Consider the following 13,019-nt stretch of genomic DNA (forward strand, 5'->3'; position numbering starts at 1 on the left):
AATGCAAATCCGACCTGTAGCAATGCCGCCCGACGTTACCACACTTCACATCAAGAACATGGTGTGCAACCGCTGCATCAAAGTCGTGCGGGAGGAATTGGGAAGATTGGGAGTTGATGTCAGGAGTATTGTTTTGGGGGAAGTTGTGGTTGCAGGGCCGGTCGATCTCGGCGCGATACGTCCGGTTCTTGTGGAAAACGGTTTTGAACTGATTGAAGATCAGCGGGCGAAAACCATCGAGCACATCAAGCAGGCGGTGCTGAAACTCGTCCGGCGGGACGCCGAAAAAGAGCCGATGCGATTGAAGTACTCGGAGTACATTTCACAGGAAATCGGCAAAGACTATCATTCCCTCAGTACACTATTCTCATCCGTCGAGAATATTACCATCGAGCAATACATCATCCTGCTGCGTATTGAACGCGCGAAAGAACTTCTGAAATACGGCGAGCTGACCCTCAGCGAAATCTCCTACAAACTCGGTTACAGCAGCGTGCAGCATCTTTCCAACCAATTCAAGAAAGTGACGGGCATGACCCCGAGCAAGTTCAAGAAGTTGGTCGGGAATGCGAGGAAGCCGTTGGATGAGGTTGCGTTGCCTTGACTGTATGTGCCGCTTGGACGAGATGGGTTCCACACAGTTGCAAGTGAAGCCCATCTATGCGACCCGCTCAAAACGTATACGAAATTCCCAGTACGAGAATCACGGGCGGTCCGCCGACCCATTGAGATGGTACTTGCACGCCCTTCAGCACAAGAGAGGCTTCGGCCTGAAACATCAGACTCGGCCCGACCGGCAGCGATATTCCACCGTGTACTGCATTCCACAAACCGGGAGCAAACTTGGCATTTGAGCTTTCACCGAACAGCGTATGGTGCGACGCAGCGGCGACGATGCTTCCTCCCACTTTGTATCTGAACCCTGCGTCATTCATCCACTCAAAGTTGATGTTCGGCCGTGTCAGCCACCACGGGTCGCCGCCGAGGTCTTGCGTTTTCGGATAGTAGAGTACAGGAACGCAGAAATACACTCTGTAGTTGTCGCGTTCGTGGAGTATTGTGCGTACGCGGATTCCGTATCCTTCAACGAATGGCGTTATGCCGAACACAACACCGGCGGTTGTTTTGTTTGAAATGCCGTACGCATACTCGGCTATCCCGATATACGGTATGCCGGTTGCCAGCGTGATCTTTGATTGCCCTTTCCGGTTAAGGACGTGATCAAATCTGTCGCTTCGATCCTGAGCAACGGATTGTGTTGCGATAGCCGGGAAGAGTATCAGGCTGAGTATGTGCCGGACATGATTCATGACGTTCTCCTTGATACGTGTGAAACATCTGCGTGTAAAATAGTCGATCGGGCGCGGCTGCTTGTCAGGCGGGGTTCATGGTTTTGTCATATTTTTGTCAACGCCGTTTGCAGGAATAGCGTATTCTTTCCGCATAACGGCCTTCCGGATGTGCAACTTTCCGTCACAATTCTGTAAGGTGTCTGCACTCCCACAGCTGTATATTTGAGTCAATCAATCGATCCACAGAAAAGGAAATCCATGAAATCCGAAGAACTGAAAATCGAAGGCATGTCCTGCGGTCATTGCGTGATGAGTGTGAAGAAGGAACTCGCCAGGCTGCAGAACGTGGAAATCGAAGATGTACAAATCGGGAAGGTGCATGTAAAGTACGACGAATCAAAAATCTCACATGCCGATCTCGTGCGTGCGGTGGATGAAGCGGGCTACAAGGTTGTTTCGTGAAATCGAGAATCAATGACATGAATACCGGTCAACACATGGCAACTCTGACTCTGCCTGTACAGGGAATGACCTGCGCGAGTTGCGTCACGCGGGTTGAGAAAGCCCTGAAGAAAATCGATGGCGTACAGGAAGCCTCAGTGAACCTCGCAAGCGAAAAGGCCAAAGTGGAGTTCGACGCGGCGAAAGTGAACGTCGAGAAACTCCGTGCAGCTGTTGCCGATGCGGGGTATTCGCTTGTGGTATCGGAGACAGAATCAAGCCAATCCGATGGCGGCGAGACCCATCAGAGCCGGACGATGCAGCATCTGAAAAGGGAACTTATCCTCAGCGGCTCGCTCACAGTGCCGATTATGGCGATCAGTATGGCAAGCATGTTTGAGTCATACGCAAGCTGGTCGCCACTTTCGCTTGAACAGACAAACAAGCTGTTGCTGCTTCTGACAACTCCTGTATTGTTCATCCCGGGAAGAAGATTCTTCAAGGGCTTCTGGTCGGCGCTGAAGCATTTCTCCGCCGACATGAATACACTGGTAGCCGTGGGGACGGGATCCGCGTTCGTATTCAGCACCATCGCCGTTCTGTTTCCCGAGGCTTTAGGTCATGCAGGGCATAAGGGACACGTTTACTTCGATACAACAGCGACGATCATTACGCTCATTCTTCTCGGCAAGTTGCTGGAATCGAAGGCAAAGAGCCGGGCTTCCGATGCAATCCGGAAACTCATGGGGCTTCAGCCGAAGACAGCGCGAGTGATGCGAGATGGTGTTGAACAGGACGTGTCCATCAATGATGTTATCGCGGGTGATGCAGTAATCGTCCGGCCGGGCGAGAAGATTCCAGTTGACGGCGTTGTTCTCAGCGGCACGACAACGGTTGATGAATCGATGGTGACAGGCGAAAGCATGCCCGTCGAAAAAAACATTGGCGGCAACGTAATCGGCGGAACGATCAACAAAAACGGCAGCATTACCATGCGGGCGTCCGCGGTGGGGAAGGACACGCTGCTGGCGCATATTGCCCGACTCGTGGAAGAAGCGCAAGGCTCAAAGGCGCCGATTCAAAGTCTCGCCGACAAGATCGCATCAGTGTTTGTTCCGATCGTCATCGGCATCGCCGCCGTTACCTTTGCCGGTTGGTACTTTGCCACTGATGCCGGGTTCAATCATGCGCTCGTGCATTTCATTGCCGTCCTGATCATCGCCTGCCCGTGTGCGCTCGGGCTTGCAACGCCGACGGCGATCATGGTGGGAACGGGACGTGGCGCAAATCTCGGCATACTCATCAAGAATGCCGGGAGTCTTGAGCGTGCCCATCGCATTCAGACCATCATTCTTGATAAAACAGGAACGATCACCGAAGGAAAACCGAAGGTCACTGATGTTGTGGCTTTCGATGGTTTTGATGAGGTGACGATTCTGAAACATGCTGTATCTCTCGAAAGGAAATCCGGGCATCCGCTGGGGAATGCAATTGTTGAGTATGCGCAAAGGAACACTGTTGCAGCCGTTGAAGCCGAGGCGTTCCAATCCCTTACAGGATTTGGCGTGGCCGGAGTTGTTGAAGGATTGCCGGTAGCGGTCGGAAATCTTTCCCTGCTGAAAGAGTACGCGATTCATTTGAACGGAAGAGAAGAGCGGTTGACCAGATTCGCTGCGGACGGGAAGACGCCGGTATTTGTAGCAATCGATTCCAAACCAGCGGGCATCATCGCCATTGCCGACACGATCAAGCCGACATCGGCGGAAGCAATTCGTCGCATGAAGCAAATGGGATTGGAAGTCGTGATGATCACCGGCGACAATCAACGCACGGCGAATGCCATTGCGACGCAAGCAGGAGTTGAGAGAGTGATTGCGGAAGTTCTGCCGCAGGACAAGGCACGATCTGTTCAGGAGTTGAGAAAGGAAGGGAGGACAGTCGCAATGGTCGGCGATGGCATCAACGATGCCCCGGCACTCGCGGCAGCGGATGTCGGCATCGCCATCGGCACTGGAACTGACATTGCAATGGAAGCAGCCGACATAACGCTGATGCGCGGCGACTTGATGAGCATCGTTCACGCGATTCGACTTTCGTCGGCAACATTGCGGACGATCAAACAGAATTTCTTCTGGGCGTTTGTGTATAATACCGTCGGCATCCCTCTCGCGGCATTCGGACTATTGGACCCGATGATGGCCGCGGCGGCGATGGCCTTCAGTTCGGTAAGCGTGGTAAGTAATTCGCTCCGACTCAAACGCTTTCGGTGATGTTTGCGCTTTCCGTGTTTTCTTCCTATATTTTCAACCACAAACACGTGGCTCAACAAAGCCACGTGAAGTGTTTACGGCGGGATAGCTCAGCCGGTTAGAGCGTCGGAATCATAATCCGTAGGTCGGGGGTTCGAATCCCTCTCCCGCTACCCTCTTCAAGTCTCCGGAGATATGTACTCCGGATCATTATCACGCAGTCTATCATTTTGTACTGACCTGCTTCAGCGAAGTTACCCATCTTCTTCACCCATGCGACGCAAAAATATGCGAGTGTCTTTGAATAGTCATTAGTGGGTGGGATGAGTGTTGAGATTGCTTACATACACTGCACACAGCGATCACATTCACAAACAAAGTTATTGATTAGAACTTTGGGTTAGCGTATAATGGAGGTGTCGATGCTTTCCGGCATCGAGATCCACTTTGTTCTCTTACAATCCATTCCGACGAGTCAACGATTGTGCTCATGAAAGTTCTGACATTTCTACAGCCATGTGAGTTGTCCGTCGATGTTTCTTTCCTCTTCGCGAATCTTTTCTTCCCGTCGTTTCAGGAAAAATCCAGTTTAATCGTATCAAAAATACTCCCCTGTATTTGTTTTCCCATTCTCGCCGGTTTCTTGGCCATTCACAGGCCAGGGATTGCTCCGGCAATAACCGCAGAATCACAACCATACTTACACAAAAACTAATGGAGATTGCCGCATGACGAAGAGATGGAGAGTAAGCCCTGTGTCACTGCTACTACTCGCAGCAGTTTTTCTTGTGGCCACAAAAGCGGAAAGTCAGACACACGGAATCAGCGCAGAAGAACTCGCTGCGCGCGCACACATCGTTGCGGTCGGCAGTGTACAGTCGATGCAGTCGGAATGGTCTTCCGATAGAACCAAAATTGTCACGAACGTGACAATCGCCGTCGACCAGTACTTGAAGGGAAGCCGGCAGGATCGGACTTTAACGATCACCGTTCCCGGCGGAGAAGTGGACGGTGTAGGAGAATTGTACAGCCATGTGGCCAGGTTCCGACAGGATGAAGAAGTAGTGGTGTTCGCCGAACGCGATGCGGGAGGAGTATTGCGTGTAGCCGGAGGTGAGCAGGGAAAACTGAGTCTGACAACCGAACGGTTTTCGGGCAAGCGTGTTGTTGGTGAAGGCGAATTACTTGAGGCATTTGCTACACGTGTCAGAGGTGCCGCTCAGAATGGTCAGTAGATGATTCATCGGAGGGGAAGGGATACAGAACCAAGAATCGATTCAGACTTAATAAAACGAGACTATGATAATGAAGAAAAACAGCGGGATTTCAGTCCGGGCAATTCTGATAACGCTTGCGACAATCTTGTTCGGCAGCCAGCCAATGGCGCAGGCGCAACCGAATTCGACGGTCGTTCCCTATTTGGGGACGGGATACAAGTATATGCAAGTAAGCTGGGGCTTGCTTTCAGGATTTGAATCGCCGGGCTACGACGATAACGCGTGGGCAACGGGCGATGCCGGCTTTGGATCGATAGGAGGTTGCACGCTCAACACTACAGCGAATGTGAAGACTTCATGGTCGGTCAACACCGACATTCTTGTACGAAAGTGGTTCTCGCTGCCTGGCGGTGCACGCAACGTGATGATCCGTATTGCGATTGACAACGATGTTCAGGTGTTCTTCAACGGGCAGGACGTTTCGGGTGGGTTGCGAACACGCGAGGGTTGTGCTGTTCGGGACAGTTATGTATTTGGCGTACCCGACGAGTTCCTTGTCACCGGAAGCAACCTTCTCGCAATTCGCGGCCGCGACCGCGGCTCGGAGTCGTATCTTGATGCTGAAGTGTTGGCGGATATTCCCGTTACTGTGATAGTCACCAATACGCTCGACAGCGGAGGCGGCTCATTGCGTGATGCTCTGGCAGTCACCAATGCGAGCAAGGCAATTGATACCATCAAGTTCAATATCCCCGGTACGGGTGTACGGACGATAAGCCCTGCATCGCCATTACCGACGATTGATCGTCCGGTGGTGATTGATGGAACAACCCAGCCCGGATTTGCCGGTACGCCTCTAATTGCGTTGAATGGAGTAGACGCCCCTGATCATACCAACGGTTTTCATATCACAGGGGGCTCCTCCACAATCAAAGGTCTAATGATCAGCGGCTTTCACGCGCACGGAATAAAGATCTCCGTACTTTCTTACAATACAATTTTGGAAAATGCCATAACCGGGAACGGCAAAGCGGGTATTGTCGTCGTGTCCGGGCTCGGCAATCGCATTTCGCGGAACCGGATATACGAGAACGGCGAGTTGGGAATTGATTTGAGCGACAACGGAATTACGCCGAATCAGCCCCCTTCGCGCCCGCCGACACCGCGCCCCGAAACGTCATCTCTCCCGAATTTCGGGCAGAACTATCCTGTGTTGTATTACGCAGATGTCGAGTCGTCGTTTGTGCGCGGCTCTGTCAACAGTTGGCCGCACAATCTTCTGACAATTGAGGTTTTCCGGAACGATGTTATCGATCCGACGGGTTTCGGTGAGGGCAAAACCTTCATAGGAACAGCAACTTTCAGATCGGATGCAAACGGTAATGCCGTGTTTTCCATTCCCTCCCTTGTTCCGCTCTCTGCCGGTCAGTTTCTTTCGGCAACTGCAACAGACTCCGCGGGGAATACATCGGAATTCTCCGGGAATATTATTGTCGGGGTTCGGACCAAGATTTACGGAGATCATTTTGTTGTCAATACAACATTCTCCGGCATTCCTTTGCGTTGGGCGAACGGCGAAGGCGTATATTCGTTGAGCACGGACATCCCACCCTCTTTCATACCTCCGATTGACAATGCATTTGGCACCTGGAGCGCCCTTCCACAGCTCAACTATTCAAAAGTTGGTTCTCCAAGTAACAACGTTTGGGGCGGCTTGCCCGACGGTGTGAATAATGTTGCGTGGATTACTTCAAGTTGGATATACATTACCGGAGCCGACCCGGGCACAATTGCGGTAACACGAGTTCGCTACAACAGCGTCACCGGAGAGTTCACGGATGTGGATATTGCCTTCAACGCCGAGCATTTTCCCTTCGTGATCGTCCCTCCGAATCCTTCTCCGGCAGATACGGCGGGGAAGAAGGATGTACAGAACGTTGCGACACACGAAATCGGACACTATAGCGGATTGGGGGATATTTATGATCCCGGGTATCCGCAGTACGTTCCGTTCATGGGAGAGGGAAATGATTTTGTGACGATGTACGGCTTCATCAAGAACGGCGAAGTATCAAAGCGCGAGTTGCATCCGCCCGATACTGCCGGTATTGGCTACATCTTCCGGAGCATTCCTCAAAGTAGAGTTGATGTGATACTCGTTTTCGACGGGGCGGGAACATTCGCCTCAACCGAGCAGGCTTTCGAGCCGGCAAAAAACAGCGCGTTGGAACTCGTTCAGAAGCTGAGAGTGGGAGATCGGATTGGCATTGTCCGTTTGCCCAATACAGTCGTTTCCGACCTCATTTCTATTCAGGACAATGCATCGCGACAGCTTGCGAGTACGAGAATCGAAGCAATGGCCGCCGGAGGGACGAGTTTTCTGGGGCAAGGATTGCAAACAGCACAGTCTGTGTTGAATACATCTCCGTTGATGAATCAGGGAAGGGCGATGATTCTGTTCAGTGCGGGAGATAACAACGGAACGCCCGATGCGCTCAGCGTTCTGCCATCTCTCAAAACCTCCCAAACCCGCTTGTTTACGCTCGGTTTCGCCGGAAATCCGGGCCAAGATCTGAGCAGCAGACTCGCTGACTCTACAGGCGGCTCATATCACCTTGCCTCCGATACGACACTCAGCCAAATTGTGAACGAGATTTGGAACACGATTACCGGCACACAGTTGCTCGCCGATACGACGTTTCTTTCGAACGCGCCCGGACTCACGTGGCAAGGAGGGTTGACGTGGCAGGGTGGTTTGACATGGCAGGGGGCGGTTGATCCCGGCACGTCGCTTCTTCTTCCGGGCCTGACATGGCAGGGGAGCACGTTTCTGTTGAGTCTGTTGCCGCCCACTCCCGGCGACACAATTACACCATTCAACTACACAAACTTCCCCGGCGTGGAACACATCACCGGCCCGACGTTTGCTTTCTACCGCATCCGCAATGCGGCGCCCGGAATTTGGAGGTTGCACGTTAACGGGGCCAACACCACTCCCGAGCCACCCTCCCCCGAAGAACTCAGGCTTTCGCTTGTTGCAATAACAGACGTGACCATGTCGCTGAAGTTCAACAAGCTGAACTATGCCATTGATGAAGTCGTGAGTATTGAGACCCGGCTTTCGCAAGGCGGGCAATCTCCGGGTGGCGAACATGTATTTGGCGGCGGCCCGATTACTGACGCGGAGGTTTTGGCCGATGTGATAGTGCCGGGAAGTCCCGGGTTCCAGACTGTTGCTTTAACACACACCGGAGCGGGAATTTACGGGGGTTCATTCACCAATACGGCAGTCGGAGGGAGCTACAAATTTATAGTCCGTGCCCGCGGTCAGGTTGCCGCTGCCGATAGTTTCAAACGGCAAGTCGAGCAATCGGTATATGTTCTTGCCCCGTTTTCCACAAATGCGGTTTTGTTTGCCGGTGCCGGAATCGACCTCGGGGCGGATGTTGTTGTGAATTCGGGCGATGTCATTGTTAATAATGCCCGACCCGGAAGTCAGGTCGAGTTGTCACTCGGGGCCAAAGCAACAACTCCTGCCGGATTCAGCGTGCGTGCCAACAGAATATCGCTGAAGAGTCATGCGAAAGTATTCGGAGATGCGTACTATAATAGCCTCACAAATCAGGGAACAATCAGCGGTTCGCGGAACACGCCTCTGAGTCTCCCGGTTGTTCCGGCCCTTCCGCCGTTCGAAACGGCGACAGCCGGAACGCAGGACATCACGGTTGCCACCAAAAAGGCGACATCAATTGCTCCGGGAACATACCGGGATATTGTGGTGCAACCGCAGGCAACGCTAACTTTCAATGGTGGAGGTGTCTACCAATTCAGATCGATTACAACGAAAAGCAAGTCAAGGCTGCTGTTTAACGGACAAAGCCGCGTTCGCGTCGTCAAGGACGTGAATGCCGATGCCGACACGTACATCGGGCCGGCACAAGGAAGCCCGATTGACGCATCAGGAATTCTCTTCTTTGTCGGCGGTACGGGAACACAAGCAGTCGTACTCGGCCCGAAGGCCATCGTATTTGCCAACTTCTATGCTCCGAACGGAAACATCACGTTCAAGGCACAGACGGAGGCTACGGGCGCCTTCCTCGCCAATACCATCAATGCCGATGCAAAAGCGATGATTACTTTGGGGAGCGCATTCTCCGGAATCCTCAAGCCTGCCGCAGGCGGATGGACACTCGAGCCGGAGGCAATGAACGGGGAAGGAATCCCGACCACGTTTGCCTTGGAACAAAACTACCCCAATCCTTTCAATCCTGCCACTACTATCCGGTTTGCGTTGCCAGAGCAGCGTACCGTGAGCATTGTGGTGTACGACATCCTCGGCAGAGCCGTAAGAACCCTGGTTCAAAATACGTACGACGCAGGGCGATATGATGTTGTATGGGACGGGAAGAACGACCAGGGACAGCAGGTCAGCAGCGGCGTGTTCTTCTGCCACATGAAAGCGGGAGAGTTTTTAGAACAGAAGAAGATGATGTTCTTGAAGTAAGGCCGGACTTGCATAATCTTCCGGTCGTCACTACCTTTACACCGGAAGCTGTTGTGATGAGGAGGTGTCATGAAGCGATTGTGACACCTCTTCTGTTTTTCAAGAAAGTAGCCCATCAGTGATTCGGAAACACAAGCACGCGATGTTATTCATTACAGGTTGCAGAGTTGCGGCCCTTTTTCTTGCTGTCCTGCTCGTTTACGCGAATTCCTTTTCCCAAGCCAAACTCAGGTTCTCGCATCTGGACGTCCGGCACGGGCTTTCCCAGAGTTCGGTGACATGCATCTTTCAGGATAGTCAAGGATTCATGTGGCTTGGAACGCAGGAAGGCCTCAACAGATTCGACGGATACACCTTTGTCGTCTTCAAGCATAACCCGGCCGACGAAAGGAGCCTGAACGGCAACTTCATCGTTTCCATTTACGAAGATAAGGACGGTGTTCTGTGGTTTGAGACACTCACCAATGCCGAGGTTCTCAACCGGTTCGACAAACTCACAGAGACGTTTACGGAGGTACAAAAGGACAGCATTGACCTGAAGAATGCAAAATTCAGTTCAGTTTTTCCCTGGTATGAGGATCATGCAGGCGTTCGCTGGGAAAGGAAGCCCGGCGGAGGGCTGAGGAAGCTTGATACAAAAACCGGCATTCAAACGGAATACAAGAATGACCCCGCCAACCCCCGAAGTCTGAGTGACAACAGAGTATATTCCGTGTACGGAGATCGCTCGGGCACGATATGGATAGGAACCCGTGGTGCCCTCGAACGCTACGATCCGGCAACCGATTCCTTCATCCACTACAAAAAGGAAGTCGGCAATCCGAATTCGCTGAGCGACAATTGGGTGTGGCCCATTTTTGAGGATCAACTAGGCACGCTATGGGTCGGCACGGTGAACAGCGGCTTGAACAGGTTTGATCGGGAGTCGGGCGTATTCACGAGCTACCAGCATGAGGATACCGACCCGAGAAGCTTGAGCAGCAATTGGATTTTTTCCATTTATCAGGATCGGTCGGGGCTTCTATGGGTTGGCACAAGCGGAGGCGGCGTGAACACGTTTCATCCGGGTTTGACTTCGTTCACCCATTACGCGAGAGATTCCCGGAATCCGAACAGCCTGAACGACAACCAGGTGAGAACAATCCACGTGGATCGTTCAGGCATTGCATGGATCGGAACGCCCGGCGGCCTCAATCGTCTGGATAAAGCGAAGAAAACCTTCACCCACTATAAATCCGATCCCGCCAACCCGAAAAGTCTGGGAGATGTTCCGAATGTTATTTATGAAGATCGTTCAGGTGTGTTGTGGGTTGGAACGATGAGTAACGGCCTCGACCGGTTCGACCGGCAGACGGGAACGTTCATACATTATCGCCGCGATCCCGCCAATCCGAAAAGCCTCAGCGATAACAGAATCTATGCATTGCTCGAAGACAGGAAGGGCACGTTTTGGGTCGGGACAAACGGCGGCGGGTTGAATAAATTCGAAAGGGCATCCGGAACATTCAAAACGTACAACCATGATCCGAATATTCCGGCCAGTTTGAGTGCAAGAACGGTATGGGCAATTCACGAAGACCATGAGGGTGTGTTGTGGGTCGGAACAGCCGCCGGCGGCCTCAACCGGTTTGATCCTGAAACGGAAACATTCACCGCTTTCAAGAATGACAAGTCAAATCCCTCAAGTCTGAGCGACGATGTTGTCGTTTGTATCTATGAAGATCGGCTGCATAACCTCTGGGTCGGTACTACCGGCGGGTTGAACCGGCTCGACCGCGCAACGGGGAACTTCACAATCTATCGTGAGACGGAGGGCCTGCCGAACAACAGCATCTTCGGAATTCTGGAAGACGGGAAGGGATATCTCTGGCTCAGCACCAACAAGGGATTGTCGAGATTCGATCCGGTGAATGAAACGTTCCGCAACTACGATGCGAGCGACGGCTTACAAGGGGAAGATTTCAATCAGAATGCCTATGCAAAGAACTATTCCACCGGTGAAATGTACTTCGGAGGCAACGGCGGCTTCAACGTTTTCCATCCTGACCGCGTGCAGGACAATCCGTTCGTTCCGCCCGTCGTCTTCAGTACATTTCGCAGATACAATACGGATGACAGTGAAGGAAAGGCTATCGAAGAACGGGGCATTCCTGTAAGAGACAAGATTGAGTTAACGTACAAAGACAATATCGCAACATTCGAATTTGCCGCGCTGAGCTACTACAACGTGTTCAAGAACCGTTACACGTACAAGCTGGAAGGCTTCAGCGACAACTGGATTCAGCTCGGCACCGAGCACAGGGCAACGTTCACCAACCTCGATCCCGGCACTTACACTCTGCGTGTGAAAGGCTCGAACAACGACGGCGTGTGGAACGAGCAAGGCACGGCAATGATTCTCATGGTCACTCCGCCCTGGTGGAAAACAGCCTGGGCTTATGCGGGATATGTGTTGATGTTCTTTGGAGTGCTGTATCAGCTTCGCAAGTTTGAAATCAACCGGCGGGAGCAGAAGGCACTTGTGCGGGAATCCGAACTGCGGGCGAAGGCTGCGGAAGCGGAAAAGCGGGCGCTGGAAGCCGAAAACGAACGCAAGACGAAGGAATTGGAAGAGGCGCGGCAACTTCAACTCTCCATGCTTCCTCGCGAAGTACCGAAACTCCCTCATCTGGAGATTGCCGTGTTCATGAAAACTGCGACCGAGGTAGGCGGCGACTATTACGATTTCCATCTCGCGGAAGACGGCACACTCAGCATCGCGTGCGGCGACGCAACCGGACACGGCATGCAGGCAGGAACTGTGGTTACATTGACGAAAGGACTCTTTACATCGGATGCTTCCCGGCTCGATATCAAATCATTCCTGAACCATTGCAGCAAAGCAATCAAGGATATCAAGTTGGGCCGGCTGCTGATGGCCATGACGCTCGTAAAAATCAACAATCACAAGATTTCCTTCGCAACGGCCGGGATGCCGCCCGTTTTCATTTGCAGAAACGGCAGCGGAACGGTTGAAGAGGTATTGCTCAAAGGCATGCCGTTAGGTGCAATGAGAAATTTTCCCTACATTATCCACGAGGAAGAATTGCAGGCCGGCGATTCACTGCTAATGCTGACCGACGGCCTGCCCGAGCAGAAGAACGCCGCTGGAGAAATGTTCGACTATGCCCGGGTTCACGAGGTGTTGAAGGAGGCGGCAGGCGAAACACCGCAAGAGTTGATCAACCGGCTCGCATTGTCGGGCGACGAGTGGATGAAGGGGGCTGTGCAGGAAGACGACATCACGATGATTGCCGTAAAGATGAAGGATTGACCC

Annotated in this window: 7 protein-coding genes and 1 tRNA gene; 7 read left to right on the top strand and 1 reads right to left on the bottom strand. The window is 52.5% G+C overall.

The features are described 5' to 3' along the window. The first annotated feature begins 58 nt into the window (after positions 1 to 58). Positions 59 to 604 carry a helix-turn-helix transcriptional regulator gene (locus KF749_05295; protein ID MBX2990572.1) on the top strand — a complete coding sequence of 182 codons (546 nt, stop codon included), beginning with the start codon at positions 59 to 61 and terminating at the stop codon, positions 602 to 604. Positions 605 to 671: 67 nt separating this feature from the next. On the opposite strand, the gene KF749_05300 is transcribed toward KF749_05295, so the two are convergent. After that, entirely contained in the window at positions 672 to 1,310 is a 639-nt protein-coding gene (locus KF749_05300; protein ID MBX2990573.1) for a hypothetical protein, read from the bottom strand. Positions 1,311 to 1,550: 240 nt separating this feature from the next. On the opposite strand from KF749_05300, the gene KF749_05305 reads away from it, so the two are divergent. From KF749_05305 to KF749_05330, 6 genes are all read left to right on the top strand, one after another. Then, positions 1,551 to 1,754, top strand: a complete 204-nt coding sequence (locus KF749_05305) for a heavy-metal-associated domain-containing protein (protein MBX2990574.1) — start codon at positions 1,551 to 1,553, stop codon at positions 1,752 to 1,754. A gap of 35 nt (positions 1,755 to 1,789) precedes the next feature. After that, a complete protein-coding gene (locus KF749_05310; GenBank protein ID MBX2990575.1) occupies positions 1,790 to 4,003 on the top strand; it encodes a copper-translocating P-type ATPase in 2,214 nt (737 codons plus the stop codon). Positions 4,004 to 4,081: 78 nt separating this feature from the next. Further along, positions 4,082 to 4,155, top strand: a tRNA-Met gene (locus KF749_05315). Positions 4,156 to 4,710: 555 nt separating this feature from the next. Further along, positions 4,711 to 5,217 (top strand): hypothetical protein, encoded by a 507-nt coding sequence (locus KF749_05320; GenBank protein MBX2990576.1) that lies wholly within the window; start codon positions 4,711 to 4,713, stop codon positions 5,215 to 5,217. A 70-nt stretch (positions 5,218 to 5,287) separates the two neighbouring features. Next, complete coding sequence (locus KF749_05325) at positions 5,288 to 9,703, top strand: right-handed parallel beta-helix repeat-containing protein (protein MBX2990577.1); 4,416 nt, start codon at positions 5,288 to 5,290, stop codon at positions 9,701 to 9,703. 142 nt (positions 9,704 to 9,845) lie between these two features. Continuing rightward, entirely contained in the window at positions 9,846 to 13,016 is a 3,171-nt protein-coding gene (locus tag KF749_05330) for a SpoIIE family protein phosphatase (GenBank protein MBX2990578.1), read from the top strand. Positions 13,017 to 13,019: the final 3 nt, after the last annotated feature.

It is taken from the genome of Bacteroidota bacterium, from assembly GCA_019637975.1.
Taxonomy (GTDB): Bacteria; Bacteroidota; Ignavibacteria; order UBA10030; family UBA6906; genus CAADGV01.

Coding starts and splice junctions, on each gene's coding strand:
- KF749_05295 (MBX2990572.1), top strand. CDS start 59: ATGGTGTGCAACCGCTGCATCAAAGTCGTGCGGGAGGAATTGGGAAGA.
- KF749_05300 (MBX2990573.1), bottom strand. CDS start 1,310: ATGAATCATGTCCGGCACATACTCAGCCTGATACTCTTCCCGGCTATC.
- KF749_05305 (MBX2990574.1), top strand. CDS start 1,551: ATGAAATCCGAAGAACTGAAAATCGAAGGCATGTCCTGCGGTCATTGC.
- KF749_05310 (MBX2990575.1), top strand. CDS start 1,790: ATGGCAACTCTGACTCTGCCTGTACAGGGAATGACCTGCGCGAGTTGC.
- KF749_05320 (MBX2990576.1), top strand. CDS start 4,711: ATGACGAAGAGATGGAGAGTAAGCCCTGTGTCACTGCTACTACTCGCA.
- KF749_05325 (MBX2990577.1), top strand. CDS start 5,288: ATGAAGAAAAACAGCGGGATTTCAGTCCGGGCAATTCTGATAACGCTT.
- KF749_05330 (MBX2990578.1), top strand. CDS start 9,846: ATGTTATTCATTACAGGTTGCAGAGTTGCGGCCCTTTTTCTTGCTGTC.